This window comes from Embleya sp. NPDC001921, from assembly GCF_053594475.1.
Genome location: NZ_JBSFEO010000045.1, coordinates 67,762 through 87,343, shown reverse-complemented (window position 1 = coordinate 87,343; position 19,582 = coordinate 67,762). Strand labels below are relative to the sequence as shown.

Here is a 19,582-nt window from a genome sequence, read left to right as displayed (position 1 = left end):
TGTGTCGTTCGCCGACTGGGCGAGAATCCGCAGTAGGGGTGCAGAGGTTTGGGGGACCGGACCCCGGCAGGCGGGTCTAGGGTCTGATCACAGGGTGAGGCGCGAGCTGGTCGCGTGCCGCTGTGCCAACGGGCGGGCGAATGGGCAGGGGCTGAGGGTGGGAGCTAGAGAAGCAAATCGCGGTGTGCGAACACAGACAGGCCGATGCGCGTCGTGACCGGATCTCCAGGGATTGCCTTCGCGTCCGTGCTGAACAGCGCGCCTCTTTCCTATGTGCGGGGTCTCCTCGGCCAGCATGCCTGTGACCTACTGGACCTTCTGCACAAGGGAGAAGACACAGACGAGAAGCTGCGCCTGGTCGCAGCCTCGGCTGTTTCTCCGGAGCGACTCATCGGCGACCCGGAGGAGCGCACGCAGCTCTTGCAGCTCTTGCCCGAGGAAAAGCTCGCAGAACTCGCCGACCGCCTCGGTGTCGACCACTCCACGAGCTCCGGCGCCTTTCTCGCGGCCCTGCCGTGGACCACCGAACAGCAGCGCACCCTTCTCGGCTTCCTCGGCCTCGTCGTCGACCGCGCCCCCGAGCTACCGGTCTCCTTCCGCAGCGCCACTGCACCGCTGTACGGGATGTTCCCCCATCAGCGACTGGCGGCCGGACGTGTCCAGCGCATGCTCTACTCCGGAGAGCGCAGGGTCGTGCTGCACCTGCCCACTGGTGTCGGCAAGACACGCACAGCCATGAATCTCATCAGCGACCACCTGCGCCGGTACGAGCCGACCGTCGTGGTGTGGCTGGCCAGGGGACGAGAACTACTGGAGCAGGCGGCAGTCGAGTTCGAAAAGGCATGGGCCTCACTCGGCAACCGCGAGGTGACCGTGGCCCGGATGTGGGGAGACGCGCCGACCGACCTCACTGCGATTGAGGACGGCCTCATCGTCCTCGGCCTCGACAAGGCCACCGCCGCAGCAAACGCCGACCCGACGTTCTTCGACCGCCTCGGCGTGCGCACCACTCTCACCACCTTCGACGAAGCCCATCAGGCGATCGCCCCGACCTACCGCAGAGTCGTCGACTCTCTCACACTGCGTAGCGACTCAAGTTTGTTGGGGTTGACCGCGACCCCTGGACGGACATGGGCCGACATTGTCGAGGACGAGCGGCTGTCCGACTTCTTCGCCCGCCAGAAGGTCATGCTGAAGATCAACGGTTACGACAATCCCGTCACGGCCCTGATCGAGCAGGGCTACCTCGCTCGCCCGGATTTCCGCACCGTAGCCGCTGACTCTGGCATGCTCCTCAGCACCCGGGACAAGCAGGCCCTCGCCGCCTCGTTCGACATCCCCGACAAATTGGTGGCGGGGCTCGCAGACAGCGTGCAGTGGAACTTGCAGGTCGTCAGTACCGTGCTCGACCTCAGCGAGCGACACCGGCGGATCCTCCTCTTTGCTGCATCCGTCGAGCACAGCCGCCTGCTTGTTGCGATTCTCTCCGTCTTCGGTCTCGATGCCGATCAAGTAACTGCCGAGTCCTCGCCGCGACACCGAGACCGGGTCATCGCCCGCTTCAAGGGGCCTGGCACTCGGCCGATGATTCTATCAAACTTCGGCGTCCTGACCACAGGTTTCGATGCTCCTGCTGCAAGTGCCGTGGTCATCGCCCGCCCCACCCGGTCTCTGGTCCTCTACAGCCAGATGGTGGGCCGGGTCATCCGTGGACCTAAGGCAGGCGGAACCGCCACCTGCGACATCGTCACGGTCGTCGATCCCGCGCTCCCGGGCTTCGGAGACGTAGCGGAAGCATTCACCAACTGGGAGGACGTGTGGAACACCCGGTGACATCCAAGTACTCGATCGTCACATCCGATCTGACGGTCAAAGCCCTGCAGGACAGCGGCTACAAGTCGACGGCCCATGCCATCGCCGAACTCATCGACAACGGCCTTGAAGCCAAGGCTGACCTCGTCGAACTCTTCGTCGTCGAGTCGATGGACCGCCCCTCCCACCGGGCCCGCTACCGTGTCGAGAAAATCGCGGTCCTCGACAACGGCTCCGGCATGGATCCCGAGACCCTGCGGCAGTCACTGCGCTTCGGGGCTGGTACTCGTGGGGATCGCAAGGGGATCGGCCGCTTCGGTGTCGGCCTACCGAACTCCAGCATCTCGCAGTGCGACCGGGTCGACGTCTGGTCCTGGACCAACGGCCCCCAGAACGCTCTCCATACCTACCTCGACCTCCAGGAGATCTCTCAGGGGCTTGAGGAGGTCCCCGAGCCCAAGCTGGACGCTGTGCCCGACGAGTGGCAGGCTCTCTCCGAAGGTCTCGGCACGTCCGGCACCCTGGTGCAGTGGACCGCTCTTGAGCGGGTCCAGTGGCGCGGTGCCGAGGCCACTATCGCCAACACCGAGAGCTTGATCGGTCGTATTTACCGACGGCTGATCATGAAGGGCAAGCGGATCAAGCTTGTCCCGGTACGCGGCTGGGTCCAGCTGCCCGGCGTCCGGGACACCCGCCCCAACGACCCTTTGTACCTCATGGCGCCGAGTGCCACTCCGCACCCCTTCGATGGCAAGCCGATGTTTCGTGCTCACGGCGCCGGAAACGTTGGCCAGGTTGGTGTCGAGCGGTTCGTGGTCAAGGGCGTGGATGGAGAGGAGTACCCCGTCTTCGTCCGGTCTTCGATCGCCGTTCAGTCCGCCCGCCGCACCGACATCGCAGGTGAGGCGTGGCCTCCGAACGTGCCGACCAGCCTCAAGCCTGGTGACACCCCGTGGGGCAAGCACGCAGCTCGGAATCAGGGAATCTCCCTCATACGCGCAGACCGGGAACTGGATCTCGATACCGGGTGGATCAACTCCTATGACACGCGTGAACGTTGGTGGGGGGTGGAGATCGACTTCCCGCCAGGCCTCGACGAGGTCTTCGGAGTCACCAACAACAAGCAGTCCGCAACGATCTTCTCCAGCCTCGCCCACTTCAATTGGCGAGAGGAGGCGGCCGGCCTGTCATGGGACGAATTCCGGGAGGCATTGCGCGAGGAGGGAAATCCGCGCCTTCCCCTCATCGAGATCGTCTACCACATTCGCGAGAAGCTCCTCGGCAAGCTGCGCTCCGACCTGGAAGACCAGACGCAGGGCACAGGTACGAGCCGCAAGCGCCACGAGGTGGTCGAAGTCCAGGCCGAGAGTGCAGTCAAGCGCCGACGAGCAGAGACCCGGCCGAGCCTGACCGACCAGCTCGCTGAGGAGACCACCGAAGAGGAGAGCAAGCAGCTCCAGTACGAGAGCCTGGTCGAAACGCACCGCTACACCCCGGCCGACGCCCAGCGCATCATCGAAGAAACAATGTCGCAGGGCAAGCATGTCCGGCTCCTGACCAGCCGCAATCCCGACTCCCCCGCCTTCTTTAGTGTCGAGTACATCCCCGGCATGCTCCAGGTCGCCCTCAATATGGACCACCCGGTCTACAACGACCTGATTGCTGTCCTCGACGGGGACATCGAGGGTGCGAGCCGCGAGGAGCTCGCTGAACGCCTCACCGCTGCAGCCGGTGCTTTCAAACTTCTGCTGATTTCCTGGGCCCGGTTTGAGGACGAGCAGCCGGAGAAGCCGCGCGAGCGCGCCAAGAAGATGCGGCAGGACTGGGGCCGCCTCGCCAGCGAATTCCTCGGAGCCAGCGATGCCGACGACGAGGACGACGAGTGACGACCGACCACGTCTGGCGCCAGATCGAACAGCTCCTGGGCACGGCGACCAACAGCGTCATCCTGGTAGCGCCCTTCATCAAGAAGGAGACCTTCCGGGCTGCGCTTGACGCGATACCCGCCGGAGTCCAGAAGATCACGTGCATCACCCGCTGGTCCGTACCCGAGGTCGCCGCTGGCGTATCCGACCCGGAGATCGCCGAACTGGCAGAGCAGGACGGCCGCGCGGTCGTCCTGCTCTGCCACAACCTGCACGCAAAGCTGTACGTGGCCGACGACCGTTGTCTCGTGGGGTCCGCCAACCTCACGGGCAAGGCCACCGGTCGAGTTCCGGCAGCCAACGTCGAGCTCCTTGTGGAGGCCGACGTGGCCCATCCCGAAGTGCAGCGGGTACTTGATGCGATCGAGGGCGCCGCGGTGCCCGGGACGGTGCAACTGGCCGAGCAGTTACGCGAGCAGGCGAGCCTCATGCGTAGCGACGAGGACAGCCCACGCGTCCTCGTACCAGGCCAGGACAGGCAGCCGGCACGCTGGCTTCCGGAGACCCGAAACCCGGAACGGCTCTACCGTGTCTACAACGGACGCCACCGCCACATCGGTAGCGACGTGCTCGCCGGCGTACTCCGCGATCTTGCGCACCTCGACATCGGTCCCGGGTTCGACGAGCAGGCGTTCGGTTCAGCAGTCCTTGCCCGCCTCCGCGCGATGCCCGAACTGCACGCCCTGACGGCAGCCGGGCGGATGAACCTGGGCGACGCGCAGGCGGACCTGGCCGCAACAGGAGACTTCACGGCTGAGCAGGCGCAGCGCGCAGTCGAGACGATCGCAGCGTGGCTGGGCTACTTCGATGAGGTCCACCTCGTGCCCGTCGGCCCCTGGGAGATTCGCCAGGGCAAGGAACTCACCTAGAGGGAGCCACCTCACCGCAGAGGGTGGTCCGCGAAGCCTCGATGCTCCGGCGGACCACGCTCCAGGATCTCCGCCCGCCACCAAGGCTCAGCAAAGCCCGGGCAGCGCGATATCTTAATGGCGCCCACACCAACCAGGGCTTCGACGTGGTGCGCAAGGCGGAGAAGGTACCGGGACATGGCAGTAGCGCGGATCCCCTACCTGCTTGGCCACGCCGAGATCGCCGAGCTGTTCGGCGTCAAACGTCAGACCTCGGCGAAGTGGCGCGTCGACGGAACACTGGGCCAGCCCGACCTTGTCGCGTCCGGCAACCCCTACTGGTTGCTGAACACCGTCCTCCGACTCGACGGCCATGCGGGCCGGCAGGTCGCCGAGCAACGCCTCAAGCACTACCAGGCGAGCATCCCGGGTGGCTACCGCGTCGACGACCGTGAGCTGCTACCTGTCATCCTGGGGATCCAGGAGGTCGCTCAGGTGCTAGGTGTTGATAGGCAGACCGTGTCTCGTCGGCGACACCGTAGACAGATCGCCGAGGCCGACCTCCTGCTCTCCCGGTCGCCGCTCTGGTTGCTCGATACGGTCGTAACGGACGCGCACGAGCGTGGGGCGGCTCTTGTTGCGGAGGAGGTTGAGCGGCTGAAGGCCGGTGAGCGGACGCCGCAAAAGCCGCGGGGCCGCAAGGTGGCATTGGAGCCCCGACCGCCCAAGAAGTCTCTGCCAGCGGCGCAGAGTTTCACGTCCGCTGAGCACGCCGAGGCTGTCGCCTTCCTCGGCGAGGTGCTCTCCGAGGGCCACACCACGGTGATCCGGCCGAAGCGGTAGAGGCACGCCGGCGAGCGTCGGCGCAGCACATGCTCGTACGTCTGCATTGGCACCCTTAGTGGGAGAAACAGTTGACGATGGCAATTCTATCAATAGAATCTCCCATGTCGAGTCCAGACTCTCACCAGGGGGCCCTCATGTCACGCAATATCTGTCAGGCGCCGGCATCTACCCGCGCCAGCGGCGCGTCATCCACAGGCTGTGCACGGGGAGCCAGCTCGTGAAGGTCATTTCTTACGGTGGCGGAGTGCAGTCGACGGCCCTCCTCGCATTGGCTGCCAACGGCAAGATCGACTATCGAACGTTCTTGTTTGCCAACGTCGGTGACGACAGCGAGAACCCCGGCACCCTCAAGTACCTCCGCGAGGTCGCAGCTCCGTACGCAGCCAAGGCCGGGCTCGACCTGCGCATCCTGGATCGCCGGCGCCGCGATGGAACCACCGAGACCCTTTGGCAACGTCTCAATCGACCCGCCACTCGTTCTATCCCGATCCCGGTACGCATGGCCAACGGCGCGCCTGGTCGTAGGTCCTGCACGGCGGACTTCAAGATCAAGGTTGTCGGACGGTGGCTCCGTGGCGCAGGCGCTACCAAGAGCGATCCAGCAACGGTCGGCATCGGTATCTCTGTGGACGAGATTCACCGCGCCAACCGTCGTAGGTGCGAGGCGTATGAGGTGATCGAATACCCGTTGCTCGACCTCGGGCTGCGACGTGCCGACTGCCTGGATTGTCTCTGCGCAGATCTGCGCGTGGACGAGCGGGGCGGGTGGGATCGCTGGCGGCCTTGGTCGGGGGCGGCTGGTCGGTGCGGGCGCCGTTGCCAGGTGTCGGGTCTATTCGGGGTCTGGTACGGGTCGACTCGTCACACGCGCGCGACCCTCAGCGGGCTGACCTGCGGTGATGAGGGTGTTGAGGGTGGGGCGAGTGTCGCGTGTGGCCGCGTGTTGTCGGTCAGGCCGCGTGCCTGTTCTGTCCGGTGATGTCGGCGAGTGCGGTGCGCAGGCAGGCGAGTTGTGCGTGGCGTCGGGGGGTGATCCACCGGTCGGCTCCGGGGGAGGCGCGCAGGTCTTCGGTGTTGAAGACGCGCGCGTGGTGGGCGTACTGGTCGATGAGGTCGTGCAGGTGCTCGGCCAGGTCCCGGCGCAGGGCGGCGCGGTCGATGAGGGAGGCCGCGCCGTGGTGGTGTGGGCCGAGAGGGTCGGGTGTGGTGCCGGTGAGGGCGGCGAGCAGGTGGGCGGCGGCGCGCTCCGAGCCGGGGATGTCCTTGTCCAGGGCTGCGGCGCTGTCCCAGGCGAGGGTGAACAGGGCGTCGGGGCACAGGGTGGCGACGGGCGGCGGTGGGCAGCCGAACGGGCGGGGGTGGCAGGCGCATCCGGCGCATCGCGGGGTGGGGTGCATGAGGGCTCGCTTTCACGCAGATGTGAGGGGGTGGCGGAGGTGCCGGCTGCCGGGGGTCACGCTCGGCGACTCGTCACACCCTCGTCGGTGCTGGTCAGCGCGGTACGGGTTGTCCCTCTGGTACGGGTCGACTCGTACCAGGGCATCGACCCTCGTCGCTGTGACCTGCGTCGATGAGGGTGGTACGGGTCGCCGAGGGTGGCCGCTCGCTCGATGCGGCGCCCTCTCGTACCGGCACGGGCTACCTGGGCGGTGGTGGGAGTCGGGGTAGGCCGTCCCCGCATGGGAGTGGGGGACGGCCTTCCCGGGTGCGTGCTGTCAGGCCGCCGTGTGGTCGCCGGTGTCGGCGTCGGGCCCGTGCTCGGCCGGAGGGCCGGCGGGGCAGTAGCGCTCCCACGCGTCGGTGAAGGCGGCGCGGTGGAAGCCCTTGCGCTGGATTCCGTCCGGGGCGAAGCGGATGGTGGCCGAGGTGATGCCGTAGTCCTTGAGGAGGACCTGCGCGGCGCGGGCGGTCAGTCCGCCGTTGCCCCATTCCGCCCAAGGCCCGTCCGGGTCGGTGCGCAGCGCGGTGAGGAGGTGCTCGGTGGACAGGGCCGTGGGGTCGCCGCCGGCGGCGAAGATCTTGCGGATGTCGGCGAGGATGCGGATCTTGGGTCCGCCCTCGTCGTCGTTGCCGGCTTCGTACGCGGTCATCGCAGTGCAGGCGGCGCGTGCCCGCTCGGGCCAGGCGCCGCCCGCGAGTTCGGCGACCGCGACCAGCGGCTCCCACGTGTCGGCGGCACGGTCCTCGACCGGCATCACCGGCTCCATCACCGCCGCCTCGTTCGTGCACGGCGCCAGCCATGCCGCGATGCGGTCCCGGAGTTCGTGCAGCAGTGGGGTGTCGCGCCGGGAGCGGAACGGCTGGACCCTCTCGCCCGGCGCGCGTCGGCGCATGCGCAGCACGATCGATCGGTCCATGATCGTGTCGGGGAGGTCACCGATCCCCGCGAGGGCTGCCATGGCGAAGGTGGCGAACTGGACCGGCTTGTGCTCCGGCCCGGACACGCGGGTGGCGGGTCGGTTGCGCTGGTGGCCGGCGTTGAGCAGGCCGCGCAGTTCCTCGTTGCGCTCGGCCGCCTTCGCGGTCCCGAACAGGGTGTCCGCCTCGTCGACCAGCAGGGTCGGCGGCTCCTCGGTGCCGATCGAGCGGAAGACCGCCGCGATGGTGGCGTTGATGGTGATGAAGGGCGCGTGGACGGTCTCGGTCAGCACGTCCAGCAGTCGGGACTTCCCGCATCGCTTCGCCGGACCGACCACCGCCAGGCGCGGCGCGTGCTGCCACGCCGGCTGTAGGTGCGTCGCCGCGATCCACAGCACCACCGCGTCCAGCGCGTGCTCGTGCGGCAGGATCACGTACCGGCCTACCGCGCACCGGAGTTCGTCGAGGAGCGCCGCACCTTCCGGTGCCGCGTGGGTGTGCGGGCCGCCGTCGCCCGTGCCGTCGTCGACACCCGTAGGCGGGTTTGTGTCCGGCGTGTCGCGTCCGAGGTCGAAGCCGGTGTGCGGGGCAGGCATGTCCGGCATACCGCTGCCCGTCGTCGCCGCTCGGAGGGTGGCCTCGGGCAGGGCGGTGGGCGTGGTGTGCCAGGGCGCCGCACCGGGCGCTTGGCCGGGGACCGGCTGTGCGGGCGCGGAGGTCGGGCGCTGGGCGCGCAGTGCGGCGCGCGCCAGCTCGGGCCCGCTGGCGGGCGCTGCGGCGGGGGAATCGGGGGATGCGCCGGTGGAGTCGGTGGGCGTAGGGTTCAAGGAGATCTCCTGATCTCGTGGCGGTGGGTTTGCAGGCCGGCCACGCAGGCGAGATGTGGGCCCTCGGCGTTCCAGCGCCGGGGGCTTTCTTTGTGTGCGGGCGGCGGCGGTGCCGTGCGACGCGACCAGACAGTACGTCGTCGGTTTGCCCGCAGTCCAGCTAAATGTGTGACGGATACACAAGGGCATTGACGGTCGTCTAGGTCAGGCCGCGTGCGCCCTGTCGTCGGCGACGCCCAGGACTGCCCACAGGTCGGCGGTGACCACCCGCAGGCGCTTGCCCGCGCGCAACACCTTGCAGGGGTATTCGCCCTGGCGAACGAGGGCGTAGCCGGTGCTCCGTCCGATGTCCAATGCACGGTTAGCCGTGGTCAGGTCCACGGAGGTCGGTAGGGCGAGCAGTTCCGTGCGGGTCATCGCGCGTTGGGTCAGGGGCTGGGCCGTGGGCTCCTGCGTGTTCATCGGGCTCCTTCTCGTGGGCGGTGGTTGGTGCGGATGGTGCGGGTGGGGCTGTCGTTTCCAGACGGCGGGATCAATAGTGATTCCGCTATTGTGTTGCCATGACACGATCCGAATCGTCAGAATGGGAACCCCACCTCACCCGCCTGATCGCGGGAGAGGTCCGTCGCATCCGGAAGGAGATGGGTATGAGCGCGCAGCGGCTTGCCGACCGCTGCGCGGAGCTGGGCTATCCCGTGCCGCGGAACGTGATCGCGAACCTGGAGTCGGGGCGCAAGGAGTCGGTCTCGGTGGCCGAGTTGCTTGTCGTCGCGGAGGCGCTGGAAGTACCTCCCGTCCTGCTGCTGTTCCCAGTCGGCCATGCGCACGGCACACACCGCGCACCGGCCAGGGATCGAGAACCGCTCATGGGCGCCGTGCGGTGGTTCACCGGCGAGCAAGGCGAACGCACGGACCTCTGGGCCTGCGACCCCTACTACGAGAACGCCCGCCCGCTTCGCCTGTACCGGGAGCACGAAGTGGCTGTTCGGCTCGCCCGGGACTCCGAACAACGAGCCCTCAGCGAGGAACACCGGGCCACGCAGGCCGACTCCCAAGCCGACCGGGCCGCGGCGCTACAGGCAGCGGATTTCCAGAAGCATGTCAGGGACGCCCAGCTTGAGCGGATTCGCCGTATCCGGGCGTTCCTGCACCACGAGGGACTCCTTCTGCCGCCGATGCCGAAGCAGCTCGGACGCGCGGTCCGGGCCCAGGAGAAGAAGGGCGACGCCTACAGGGAGCTCGAGTTCTCGATGAAGCGTGTCGACCCCGAGCGCTACTGGGGCGAGGAGGACTTCGATGAGCCGGACCCGGACGATCTCCAGGCAGCCGAGGACGGGGAGTACGACGAATACGACGACTATCCCGAGTACGACGACGCGCAGTTCTTTGATCCGGAGGATGAATGAAGGGTTCCACCTACCACCGCTGCTACTGCCGCGACAGCAACGGCAAGCCGCTCGGCGCCAAGTGCCCAAAGCTGACCAGCCGTAGGCACGGCTCCTACTCCATCCGTCAGGAACTGCCCAGCCGCGAGGACGGCACACGGCGATCCTTCAACCGCGCCGGCTACGCCACCGCAAAGGAGGCGCAGGCCGACCTGGACGACGTCCGGGCCCTGCTCGCCATTCCCGACGCGCTCGACCCCGAGGGCCTGGCCGCGATCACCGACCTCCTGGTGCAGGTCGCGGCCGACAAGGCGCCTATCCCAAATGTCGAGGAGACACGGCGTCGGCTGAACAACGGCGTCGACCTCGGCGGAGCAATGACTGTGGGCGAGTGGCTGGAGTTGTGGCTCGCCTCCAGGCGCCAGATTCGCCGGGGTACGGTGCGCCGCTACACCACCGACGTCTACACCCACCTGATTCCGCGGATCGGGGATGTGCGGCTCGACCGGCTGCGCGTCAGCAAGCTCACCGAGGTGTTCGCCGCCATCACGGAGGAGAACGCCGAGATCCTGGAGAACGCCGCACAGCGGAAGGCCGCGGTGGCGGAGCTGGCGCTCGTTCCGTGGAAGGGCGCCGAGAACCGGGCTCGCCGCAAGGCCATGAAGGCGGCGATCGATGCCATGCCGCCGTTCCGCAAGGTGGTCGGCCCGACCAGCCGGCAGCACATCCGCGCGACCCTGCGCAAGGCGCTGAACGACGCCATCAAAGAGCAGCTGATCACCTTCAACCCGGCACGCCACGCGGATCTCGATTCCGCGGCGCGGCCCAAGCCGGTGGTGTGGACGGACGACCACGTCGCCGAGTGGCGGCGTACCAGGGAGAAGCCGTCGCCGGTCATGGTGTGGACCCCGGAGCAGACCGGCCGGTTCCTCGACCACGCCGAGTCGGACCGGCTGTACGCGCTCTGGCACCTGGTCGCCTTCCGGGGCCTCCGTCGCGGCGAGGCGTGCGGCCTGCCCTGGGCGCAGGTTCGACTCGACGCGGCCACCGTGACCGTCGTCACCGAACTGATCGTCCACGGCTGGGAGGTCTACGAGGACGCGCCCAAGTCCGACGCTGGGAAGCGGACGTTCGCGATCGACGCCCCACGGTCGAGGCGCTCGCCGTGCATCGTGCTCGACAGAACGTGGAGCGCGCCGAGTGGGGTGACGCGTGGGTCGAGACCGGCCGCGTGTTCACGAAGGAGGACGGCTCCTGGCTGCACCCGGACTTCGTCACGCGGCGGTTCGTCAAGCTGAGCGAGGAGATCGACCTGCCGCCGATCCGCCTACACGACCTGCGGCACGGCGCGGCGACCATCGCCCATGCCGCGGGAGGGGACATGAAGTCCATCCAGGAGTTGCTCGGCCACGCGTCCTACGTGCTGACGGCCAACACCTACACGAGCGTGCTGCCGCAGGTCGACCGGGCCCTGGCCGAGGCCGCTGGCCGGATCGTCCCGCGCGCCCCGAAGGCCGTGGTCGAACCCGCCGCCGAGCAGGTCGCCGAGCCCGCCGGTGATGCCCCGGCCGCTCCTGTGGGACCTGATGCCGGGACGTCCGCTCACGCACCGCTCACGCAATCGGCCCCGGACCAGAGGTCCAGGGCCGTGAAGAAGACCGCAGTGCGCGGCGTTCGTGCTGGTCAGCAGCCTAAAGTCGGCCCTGACGCGGGTGGGCCGTCAGGGGATCGAACCCTGAACCCGCGGATTAAAAGTCCGCTGCTCTGCCAATTGAGCTAACGGCCCGGTTGGGTGGTCGCGGTGTGATCCGCTTTTGCCCACCGGCAGAGTACCGGTATCGGATCGAACATGTTGCGAGTATCCCCGGACACGCCGTGACCTGCGGGGATGTAGTGCGAGGGGGCGGGATGCCCGGCCGTCGGTCGGTCGGCTCGAACGGGTCGAAGCGGCTGGGTGTCCGAGCCGCTCCGGAGGGCAGGTGGGCGGCCGGTGGGCCGTCGGGATGCCGCTCTCGTTGGCGATCCCGTATCACCTCGCTCGTCTGCGGGACGATCCTGGTGCCGCGCGAGGGTTGGGGCAGCCCGCCGGTGCTCGGTACGTTGCTCGCCGGCGCGGTGCTCCGACACGCGCCGACCGATTCGCCGGCCCACTGTTCACCACGGTTCGGAGGGCGGCGTCCGGTTCAGGGGGCGGCGGAGGCCAATCGGGCGTCGGTGTCGGCGCGTGCGTCGTACTCGGCCCGGGCCCGGGCGATTTGTTCCTGGTGCTCCTCGGTCCAGGTGATCAGGGACCGGATCGTGGTGTGCAGCGTCGTGCCCATCGGGGTGAGCGCGTAGTCCACCCGCGGCGGGACCACCGGGTACACGGTGCGCCGCACCAGACCGTCGCGTTCGAGCTGACGCAGCGTCACGGTGAGCATGCGCTGGCTGATCCCGTCGATCGCCCGGCGCAGCTCGGTGAAGCGCAGTGTGCGGCTCTCCAGGATCGCGATCACCAGGAGTGACCACTTGTCGGCGACCCGGTCGAGGATCTGGCGCACCTCGCACCCTTCGCGGACGTCCCACTGGTGCGCGTCGTAGTCGTGGTTACTCGTACAGAGGGTCGGTTCCTTCGAAGTGCCTTCTTCCATGGCAGACGATGCTGCCCAAGGATGGCGGTGGTTACAAGAGGGAACCGGGTTCGTTCGGATAACCGACCACCCGGAGTCTCGACGCCACCCACCCGTTTCCAGCGTCCCGAGGGGCTGCAGCATGTCCGCATCCGCATCCGCATCCGCGTCCTCGTCCTCGTCCACCACTTCCGCCTCGTCTACCGCCTCCGTCCCACCCGCCCCCGTCCCCGCCCCCGCCCCCGTCCCGGCTCCGGACGGGACGGGATCGCCGAGAGCACCGCACACGCCGCGGGAGAACGACGCCGGACGGATGGGCGCCCGCGCGTGGGGCATGTTGATCGTGCTGTGCGGCGCGATCTTCCTGGAGGGCATCGACGTCGCGATGCTCAACGTGGCGCTGCCGACCATCCGCGAGGACCTGGGCATGTCCACCGGCGCGGTGAGCTGGGTGATGAGCGCGTACGTGCTCGCCTACGCCGGATTCATGCTCCTGGGCGGGCGTACCGCCGATCTGCTCGGCCGGCGGCGGATGTTCCTCTTCTGGTTGACCGTGTTCCTGGTCTTCTCCGGCCTGGGCGGGTTCGCCACCGAGGGCTGGATGCTGATCGTCGCGCGCTTCGTGACCGGGGCCTCGGCCGCCTTCATGACGCCGGCCGGTCTGGCCATCATCACCACGAGCTTCCCCGAGGGGCCGCAGCGCAATCGGGCGCTGCTGTTCTACGCGGGCACCGCGGCGGGCGGCTTCTCGCTGGGCCTGGTGATCGGCGGCCTGTTGACCGCGATCGACTGGCGTCTGGTGTTCTTCGTACCGGTCGCGCTGGCCGCGGTGATCCTGGTCGTGGCGTCGGCGCTGATCCCCAAGGACGGCCGACCCGAGCGCAACGGTCAGGGCTTCGACGTCGCGGGCGCGATCAGCGTGACCGGCTCGATGTTGCTGCTGGTGTACGGCGTGGTCCGGCTGGAGCACCCGGCGCACGGCCGGGGCTGGACGATCGCGGTCTTCGCGGGCGGGATCGCCCTGCTGGCCGCGTTCGTGGCCGCCGAACGGCGGGCCGGCGCGCCGCTGGTCCGGCTCGGCATCCTGCGCTCGGGCGCGTTGGTGCGGGCCAACCTGGGCGCGATGTTGTTCGCGGGTTCGTTCTTCGGCTTCCAGTTCGTCGCGGTGTTCTACCTCCAGGAGGTACGCGGCTGGTCGACCCTGGAGACCAGCTTCGCGCTGCTGGCGGTCGGCGTGGACGCGGTGCTCGCGCCGACGGTGACGCCGCGGCTGGTGGACCGGTTCGGCAACCTGCGGGTGATCCTGGGCGGGATGTCGCTGGCCGCGCTCGCGTACGCGCTGTTCCTGTCGATCGACGCGGACACCTCGTACGCGGCGATGTTCCCGACCATGCTGCTGCTCGGGCTCGCCTTCTCGCTGGCGTACGGGCCGCTCACGATCGCGGCGACGGACGGCATCGAGGAGCACGAACAGGGTCTGGCCGGCGGACTGCTGTACACCTCCTTCCAGTTCGGCGCGGCGCTGGGCCTGTCCGCCGTGACGGCGGTGCTGGCCGGCGCGCCCGGCTCGGAACTGGACGGCTTCCGGACGGCGTTGCTCGTGCCGCTGGCGGGGGTGCTGCTCGGCGCGGTGGTCACCGCGTTCGGTCTGCGCGGGAGGCGGCGAGCGCCGGCGAAGGAATGAAGACACGCCCCGGGTCCCGCCCTGGCCGCCGGCGTCTGGAACGGCGCCGCTCGCCGATCGTATGGAATGGCGCCGCTCGCCGATCGTATGGATCGGCGAGCGGCGCCGATTCACGCCGACGTGGAGGTCGAGAGTGTGGTGGTGGCGGGTGTGCTCGCGGGTGCGGGTACGTGCCGCGCGGTCGCGCCGCCCGGGTGCTTGGGCCGGCGCACGCCGATCGTCAGCACGGTGACCGCGGCGGCCACGAACATCCCCGCCCCCGCGATGGTCATGCACAGGTGCAGCGCGTCCGCGAAGCTCTCGCCGACGGCGGACAGGGCCTTTCCGGTGGCCTCGGGGGCCAGGCCCAGATGACCGGCCGCCGAGACGCCGTCGGCGGAGACCGCCGAGTCGACGTGGTCGCGGTCGGCGGCGGACAGGCCCGAGGCGGCCAGGTGGTCCGGCAGGACCGCGACGATCCGGCTGGTCAGCACCGCGCCCAGGACGGCCGGGCCGAGCGCGCCGCCGAGTTGGCGCAGGGTGTTGTTGCCCGCGCTGGCCATGCCCGCCAGGTGGTGCGGCACGCTGCTCACCGCGACCGAGGTGATCGGCGTCATCACGAACGCGAAGCCCACCCCGATCACCGCGAGCGGTCCGACCAGCGCGGCGAATCCGGTGTCCGGTTCCAGGGTGTTCAGGCTCAGCATGCCGATCCCGGTGATCACCAGGCCGGCGGTGAGCAGGGCGCCGGAGGCGATCCGGCCCATCAACCGGCCCACGATCGGGCCGATCACCACGGTGAGCCCGTTGATGAGCAGGAACCGGTAGGCGATCTCGAGCGCGCTCAGCCGCTGGACGTTGCCGAAGAACAGGCTGAGCGAGAAGACGATCCCGACCAGGCCGAACATGGTGAGCATGGTGACCACACCGGCGCCGGTGAACGAGCGCGAGGAGAACAGCTTGAGCGACAACATCGGGGTCGCCGAGCGGTGCTCGATCACGATGAACGCGGCCAGGCCCAGCACCGCGAGCGCGAACGCGGCCAGGACCGCGCCGTCGGTCCAGCCGATCGTGCCGCCCTCGATCACGCCGTAGATCAGGCCGGTGATCGCGATGATCGCGGCGATCTGGCCCGGTACGTCGATCGCCCGGCCGTGCGGCGACCGGGAGTCCTCCAGGAGGATGGCCGCGACCAGGACGCCGATCAGGCAGACCAGCACGATCGGCGCGAAGATCCAGCGCCACGAGACGTGTTCGAGGATGGTCCCGCTCAGCAGCGGGCCCAGCGACATGCCCAGGCCCAGGGACGCGGCCCACGCGGAGATGGCCTTGGCGCGGGCTCGGAAGTCCGGATAGGCGTGGCTGATCAGGGCCAGGCTGGAGGTGAGCAGGGCGGCGCCGCCCGCGCCGGACAGCGCCTGGCCCACCCAGACCTGGGCGACGCTGTGCGCGGTGAGGTTGGTGGCCGAGCCGACCGCGAGCAGGGCGAGGCCGGCCAGGAACGCCTTCTTGCGCCCGTACAGGTCGCCGATCAGGCCGAAGGTCAGGATCAGTGCCGCCATCGGCAGGATGAAGATGTCGCTGATCCACTGGAGGTCGCTCGTGGACGCGTGCAACCCGCGCGCGATGGTGGGCAGGGACACCGCAACCCCGCCGATCGGCACGTACGAGGCGAACACGCCCAGACAGGCGAGTACGACGGTGAGCGCGGGGCGGGCCACGGTCGAGGTCGGCGGCGAATTCGCGGCCGACGGGGCGGGCGACGAAGCGGCGGACGGACCGGCGCTCCGGGGGGTCGTCGACATGAGGGGACAGCCTTCCAAGTTATTCGAAGGCTGTTAAGTTATCAGAAGACTTAGAACATGCCTGTGGGCTGTCATGGTGTTCGGCGACTGCGAAGGTGTCGCATGCCGAGCCGCCTCCCGGCGTGCCCTACGGTGACGGGATCGAGGCACCGGCGAGGTGCGTACTCGGGCACCCGCGAGGTGCGTACCCGGGCCATTCGGAGAAGGGAAACGCGCGATGTCCGCTCACCGCGAAGTCGCCGAAGCCGCGTGGAGCGAGCAGTTGCCGCATCTGCTCTGGCGCGCCCAGCAGTCCATGCAGCGGCTGCTCAACGAACAGCTCGAGGACATGGGCGTCTCGATCAATCAGCTCGGCCTGGCCGGTCGGCTCGACGAGAACGGTGCGATGTCCGCCGCCGACCTCGCCCGCGCGCACCACATCACCCCGCAGAGCGTGACCACCGCGATGACCGCGTTGGAACGGGTGGGCTGGATCGTGCGTCGACCGCACCCGGTGCACAAACGGGTGGTCCTGCTCGAACTGACCGAACCGGGCAGCGCGGGCGTCGCCGAGGGACGGCGCCTGGTGAAGCAGGCCGACGACCTGATCGCCCTGACGATCGGCGCCGATCAGGTCGAGGCGTTCGCGGCGAACCTGCGGGCGATCACCGCCGTGGTGGACGGGCCCGATACGCCGACCGGCCGGATGTGGCCGGAGCCGCCGTCGCGGCGGTAGGTGGGGGCCGGCCGGACCGCCGCTCGACGGGTGCTTCGCGGATCGGCCGGGGCCGGCCGGCTCGCGACGTCACCCGCACCGGCGTCACCCGGCGTCACCCGGCTCGGGCATGCGCAGCGCGGGAGCCAACCGCTCCTCGGTGACGGCGATCAGGAACACCGGGATCGTCGCCGCCGCGGCGAGTGCGAACACCAGGAACGCGGCGCGTACCCCGAACCACTGCGCGAGGACGCCGATCAGGCCCGCGCCGACCGGCAGCGCGCCCCAGCCGAGCAGCCGGGAGGCGCCGCTGTACCGGCCCATCAGGTGCTCGGGCACCAGGTTCTGACCGATCAGCCGGTAGTTCACCGACCACAGCGTGCCGCCCATGCCGCCGACGAAGGCCGCGCCGGCCACCGCCCACAGGTCGGTGGTCACCGCCGGCACCGCCATCATCGCGACGGTGCCGATCAGGTCGGCGAGCAGCACCCGGCGGTGGCCGATCAGTCGATTGAGCCGGCCGACGAGCACCGCGCCGAGCAGGCCGCCGACGCCCAGCGCGCTCAGCACGACCCCGTACTCGCGGGGGGACAACCGCATCAGGTCGTGCGCGACCAGCGGCATCAGGGCCAGCCACGCGCCCCAGCTCGCGAACAGCACGGTGAGGATGAGCGACATCGTGCGCAGCAGGCGGTCGCGCCACAGGAAGCTCAGACCCGCGCCGATCTGCCGACCGATGGACCCGGCGGCGACCCCGGCTTCGGGTGTACCGGTCGACACCTCGCCCGCAGCGCCGTCCGCGCCCCGGTCGGCCCGGCGTACCGCCCGGAAGCGCCCGGTGAGCAGGAGCAGCAGCAGGCTCGCGGCGAGGTAGGCGACCCAGGTCGCGCCGAGCGCGAGGCCGGTGCCGGCGGCGAGCAGCAGGCCGCCCACGAACGGTCCGGCGAACTCGTTGGCGGCCGTCTCGGTGCCGGTGATCAGCGCGTTGGCGCGTTCCCGGTCCGCACGCGGCACGATCGCCGGGATCAGCGCCGAGGTCGAGGTCAGCGCGATCACCTCGGCCACGCCCAGGACCAGCCCGCCGATCGCGAGCACGGCGACGGAGACCCGGTCGGCGAGCACGATCGTGATCAGCCCGCCGATGGCGAGCAGACGCAGCCCGTCGGCCAGCCACAACAACCTGCGCCGATCGGCGCGGTCCACCAGCACGCCGACGGGCAGCGCGAACAGGAGCCACGGCAGGGTCAGGGTCAGCGAGACCAGGGAGATCAGCGCCGGGGAGCCGGTACTGCGGGTGGCCAGCACCGGCAGCGCGATCTTGGTGATCCCGTCCGCCAGGTTGGTGACGAGGGTGAAGGCCAGCAGGACGGCGGTGTTCCGGGTGCCGGGCGGGTTCGGCGTCGGGTTCGGCGCGGGCTTCGGTTTCGGCTGGGGCTTCGGCTCGGCGGGAGCCGGCAGGTCGCGGTTTCGCTCGCGTTTCGGGGCGGTCGGCTCGGTTCGGACGCTCTGCGGGGCCATCGCATGTCCTAACTGCCAAAGGCTTTTACCGGTTGATGCGCCGCGTCGATCGTGACATCGGCGCGTACGACCCGTCAACCGGTGAAGTCGATAGCCGGTTAGAACGGGAGTAGACTGATCCGCGGACCGCACCGAAGCCGCGACGCGCCGCGAACGCGGCACGACCCGACCGGACCCGACGCGCACCGTGGAGGCCCCGATGCTCGAAGCGCCCGCTTCGGCAGTGCTGATCCAGGCATTCGTGAACACCGTCGACGTCGAGCTCGGTACGGACGAACTGGCCACGCCGTCCCGACTCGGTGCGTGGCTGGCCGCTTGGGAATTGCTCGACCCCCGTGCCGGGCTCGGCCCGGCGGACCTCGACGCGGCGCTACGACTGCGCGCCGGTCTGCGCGAGAGGCTCGGCGTACCGGTCGGTGACGTGCCCGATCCGCAAACGCTCGGGCACGCAGACGAGGTGCTGCGCGCCCTGCCGGTGGTGTTCGAGCTGGGTACCGGCGAGCAACCCGGGCGCTTCGTACCGAGTCCGGAACTGCCACCGGTGGAAAGGGCGTTGGCCCGACTTGCGATCGCCTGGGGCGACCTGGTCGGCACCGGCGAGTCGACCCGGCTCAAGCGCTGCCCGGAGCACGCTTGCGCGTGGGTGTTCTGGGATGTGTCCAAGAACCGCAGCCGACGCTGGTGCTCGATGCGCGTCTGCGGAAACCGCACCAAGGCCCGCCGCTACGCGGCCAAGCACGCCCCGTCGCCTCGAAAGCAGGACGCGGCGGACGGGGAAACGATCGGTCCTGCGACCGCTTGATCTCAAGTGCGGTTGAAGTTGCAGGCTGTTCGCATGACTACGAACGATGGCAACGGGCCGGTGCGGGAAGTCGACATCGCGGCGATCAAGCAGGTGGTCGCGACGGTCGAACACTCCCAACGCAACGAGCTGCCCGATGAGTTCGTCGGCCTGTTCCGGGCCGACGCGATCTGGACGACGGGCCACGGCAAGCGCCTCACGGGCCGCGACGAGATTTCGGACTTCACGCACCGCGTGCTCCCCGGAGCCATGCGGGACTCGACGGTGACGTACGAGGTGGTGGACGTGCTGTTCATCCGCCCCGACGTCGCCGCCGTCAAGGTGCACGCCCAGTACCTGACGCTCGACGGTCGCCCCATCGGGAACCCGGGCACACCGCTCTATGTCATGGCGAAGGAGGCGGGACGATGGCTCTTGGTCGCCTGCCAGAACACGGAGATCCTCGACGTGTGAGCCGAGACGGACGGGCGGCGCGGATGTTGGTGCGCGT

The 19,582-nt window shown here is 69.1% G+C and carries 17 protein-coding genes, 1 tRNA gene and 1 pseudogene; 12 read left to right on the top strand and 7 right to left on the bottom strand.

Annotation, left to right across the window (positions count from 1 at the left end):
* The first annotated feature begins 204 nt into the window (after positions 1 to 204).
* From ACWCPW_RS39325 to ACWCPW_RS39305, 5 genes are all read left to right on the top strand, one after another.
* Positions 205 to 1,833: a DEAD/DEAH box helicase gene (locus ACWCPW_RS39325; RefSeq protein ID WP_449766393.1), complete on the top strand. Its 1,629-nt coding sequence runs from the start codon at positions 205 to 207 to the stop codon at positions 1,831 to 1,833.
* Positions 1,830 to 3,698, top strand: coding sequence for an ATP-binding protein (locus tag ACWCPW_RS39320; RefSeq protein ID WP_449766392.1), 1,869 nt, complete (start codon positions 1,830 to 1,832; stop codon positions 3,696 to 3,698). The genes ACWCPW_RS39325 and ACWCPW_RS39320 overlap by 4 nt, the downstream gene beginning before the upstream one ends.
* Positions 3,695 to 4,606 (top strand): phospholipase D family protein, encoded by a 912-nt coding sequence (locus tag ACWCPW_RS39315; protein WP_449766391.1) that lies wholly within the window; start codon positions 3,695 to 3,697, stop codon positions 4,604 to 4,606. Before ACWCPW_RS39320 ends, ACWCPW_RS39315 begins: the two co-directional genes overlap by 4 nt.
* A 177-nt stretch (positions 4,607 to 4,783) precedes the next feature.
* Positions 4,784 to 5,428 carry a hypothetical protein gene (locus ACWCPW_RS39310; RefSeq protein ID WP_355534407.1) on the top strand — a complete coding sequence of 215 codons (645 nt, stop codon included), beginning with the start codon at positions 4,784 to 4,786 and terminating at the stop codon, positions 5,426 to 5,428.
* 220 nt (positions 5,429 to 5,648) lie between these two features.
* A complete protein-coding gene (locus ACWCPW_RS39305; protein WP_449766390.1) occupies positions 5,649 to 6,410 on the top strand; it encodes a hypothetical protein in 762 nt (253 codons plus the stop codon).
* Here the strand turns inward: ACWCPW_RS39305 and ACWCPW_RS39300 are convergent.
* The 3 genes from ACWCPW_RS39300 to ACWCPW_RS39290 form a co-directional block, all read right to left on the bottom strand.
* A complete protein-coding gene (locus tag ACWCPW_RS39300; RefSeq protein ID WP_449766389.1) occupies positions 6,382 to 6,828 on the bottom strand; it encodes a hypothetical protein in 447 nt (148 codons plus the stop codon). The two genes, ACWCPW_RS39305 and ACWCPW_RS39300, sit on opposite strands and share 29 nt — an antisense overlap.
* A gap of 318 nt (positions 6,829 to 7,146) precedes the next feature.
* Positions 7,147 to 8,616 carry a DUF3631 domain-containing protein gene (locus ACWCPW_RS39295; protein ID WP_449766388.1) on the bottom strand — a complete coding sequence of 490 codons (1,470 nt, stop codon included), beginning with the start codon at positions 8,614 to 8,616 and terminating at the stop codon, positions 7,147 to 7,149.
* Between the two features lie 204 nt (positions 8,617 to 8,820).
* Complete coding sequence (locus tag ACWCPW_RS39290; protein ID WP_449766387.1) at positions 8,821 to 9,078, bottom strand: hypothetical protein; 258 nt, start codon at positions 9,076 to 9,078, stop codon at positions 8,821 to 8,823.
* 98 nt (positions 9,079 to 9,176) lie between these two features.
* On the opposite strand from ACWCPW_RS39290, the gene ACWCPW_RS39285 reads away from it, so the two are divergent.
* From ACWCPW_RS39285 to ACWCPW_RS39275, 3 genes and pseudogenes are all read left to right on the top strand, one after another.
* A complete protein-coding gene (locus ACWCPW_RS39285) occupies positions 9,177 to 10,022 on the top strand; it encodes a helix-turn-helix domain-containing protein (RefSeq protein ID WP_449766386.1) in 846 nt (281 codons plus the stop codon).
* Positions 10,019 to 11,299, top strand: a complete 1,281-nt coding sequence (locus ACWCPW_RS39280; RefSeq protein WP_449766385.1) for a site-specific integrase — start codon at positions 10,019 to 10,021, stop codon at positions 11,297 to 11,299. The genes ACWCPW_RS39285 and ACWCPW_RS39280 overlap by 4 nt, the downstream gene beginning before the upstream one ends.
* Positions 11,233 to 11,394, top strand: a pseudogene (locus ACWCPW_RS39275) (tyrosine-type recombinase/integrase); the annotation flags it as partial. The gene ACWCPW_RS39280 and the pseudogene ACWCPW_RS39275, both read left to right, overlap by 67 nt.
* Positions 11,395 to 11,714: 320 nt before the next feature.
* On the opposite strand, the gene ACWCPW_RS39270 reads toward ACWCPW_RS39275, so the two are convergent.
* Positions 11,715 to 11,787, bottom strand: a tRNA-Lys gene (locus ACWCPW_RS39270).
* A 397-nt stretch (positions 11,788 to 12,184) separates the two neighbouring features.
* Complete coding sequence (locus ACWCPW_RS39265) at positions 12,185 to 12,631, bottom strand: winged helix-turn-helix transcriptional regulator (protein WP_449766384.1); 447 nt, start codon at positions 12,629 to 12,631, stop codon at positions 12,185 to 12,187.
* Between the two features lie 292 nt (positions 12,632 to 12,923).
* Here ACWCPW_RS39265 and ACWCPW_RS39260 point away from each other — a divergent pair, with 292 nt between their 5' ends.
* On the top strand, positions 12,924 to 14,294 hold the full coding sequence (locus ACWCPW_RS39260) for an MFS transporter (protein ID WP_449766383.1): 1,371 nt from the start codon (positions 12,924 to 12,926) through the stop codon (positions 14,292 to 14,294).
* Positions 14,295 to 14,404: 110 nt separating this feature from the next.
* Here the strand turns inward: ACWCPW_RS39260 and ACWCPW_RS39255 are convergent, their stop codons facing one another.
* Positions 14,405 to 16,078: an MFS transporter gene (locus tag ACWCPW_RS39255; RefSeq protein ID WP_449766382.1), complete on the bottom strand. Its 1,674-nt coding sequence runs from the start codon at positions 16,076 to 16,078 to the stop codon at positions 14,405 to 14,407.
* A gap of 217 nt (positions 16,079 to 16,295) precedes the next feature.
* On the opposite strand from ACWCPW_RS39255, the gene ACWCPW_RS39250 reads away from it, so the two are divergent.
* On the top strand, positions 16,296 to 16,793 hold the full coding sequence (locus ACWCPW_RS39250) for a MarR family winged helix-turn-helix transcriptional regulator (RefSeq protein WP_449766381.1): 498 nt from the start codon (positions 16,296 to 16,298) through the stop codon (positions 16,791 to 16,793).
* An 84-nt stretch (positions 16,794 to 16,877) separates the two neighbouring features.
* On the opposite strand, the gene ACWCPW_RS39245 is transcribed toward ACWCPW_RS39250, so the two are convergent.
* Positions 16,878 to 18,290 (bottom strand): MFS transporter, encoded by a 1,413-nt coding sequence (locus tag ACWCPW_RS39245; protein WP_449766380.1) that lies wholly within the window; start codon positions 18,288 to 18,290, stop codon positions 16,878 to 16,880.
* A 199-nt stretch (positions 18,291 to 18,489) separates the two neighbouring features.
* Here ACWCPW_RS39245 and ACWCPW_RS39240 point away from each other — a divergent pair, with 199 nt between their 5' ends.
* Complete coding sequence (locus ACWCPW_RS39240; protein WP_449766379.1) at positions 18,490 to 19,092, top strand: CGNR zinc finger domain-containing protein; 603 nt, start codon at positions 18,490 to 18,492, stop codon at positions 19,090 to 19,092.
* A gap of 33 nt (positions 19,093 to 19,125) precedes the next feature.
* A complete protein-coding gene (locus ACWCPW_RS39235) occupies positions 19,126 to 19,545 on the top strand; it encodes an SgcJ/EcaC family oxidoreductase (RefSeq protein WP_449766378.1) in 420 nt (139 codons plus the stop codon).
* The last annotated feature ends 37 nt before the right edge of the window (positions 19,546 to 19,582 follow it).

Coding starts and splice junctions, on each gene's coding strand:
- ACWCPW_RS39265 (WP_449766384.1), bottom strand. CDS start 12,631: ATGGAAGAAGGCACTTCGAAGGAACCGACCCTCTGTACGAGTAACCAC.
- ACWCPW_RS39240 (WP_449766379.1), top strand. CDS start 18,490: ATGCTCGAAGCGCCCGCTTCGGCAGTGCTGATCCAGGCATTCGTGAAC.
- ACWCPW_RS39325 (WP_449766393.1), top strand. CDS start 205: ATGCGCGTCGTGACCGGATCTCCAGGGATTGCCTTCGCGTCCGTGCTG.
- ACWCPW_RS39280 (WP_449766385.1), top strand. CDS start 10,019: ATGAAGGGTTCCACCTACCACCGCTGCTACTGCCGCGACAGCAACGGC.
- ACWCPW_RS39290 (WP_449766387.1), bottom strand. CDS start 9,078: ATGAACACGCAGGAGCCCACGGCCCAGCCCCTGACCCAACGCGCGATG.
- ACWCPW_RS39300 (WP_449766389.1), bottom strand. CDS start 6,828: ATGCACCCCACCCCGCGATGCGCCGGATGCGCCTGCCACCCCCGCCCG.
- ACWCPW_RS39310 (WP_355534407.1), top strand. CDS start 4,784: ATGGCAGTAGCGCGGATCCCCTACCTGCTTGGCCACGCCGAGATCGCC.
- ACWCPW_RS39285 (WP_449766386.1), top strand. CDS start 9,177: ATGACACGATCCGAATCGTCAGAATGGGAACCCCACCTCACCCGCCTG.
- ACWCPW_RS39255 (WP_449766382.1), bottom strand. CDS start 16,078: ATGTCGACGACCCCCCGGAGCGCCGGTCCGTCCGCCGCTTCGTCGCCC.
- ACWCPW_RS39235 (WP_449766378.1), top strand. CDS start 19,126: ATGACTACGAACGATGGCAACGGGCCGGTGCGGGAAGTCGACATCGCG.
- ACWCPW_RS39245 (WP_449766380.1), bottom strand. CDS start 18,290: ATGGCCCCGCAGAGCGTCCGAACCGAGCCGACCGCCCCGAAACGCGAG.
- ACWCPW_RS39260 (WP_449766383.1), top strand. CDS start 12,924: ATGGGCGCCCGCGCGTGGGGCATGTTGATCGTGCTGTGCGGCGCGATC.
- ACWCPW_RS39250 (WP_449766381.1), top strand. CDS start 16,296: ATGTCCGCTCACCGCGAAGTCGCCGAAGCCGCGTGGAGCGAGCAGTTG.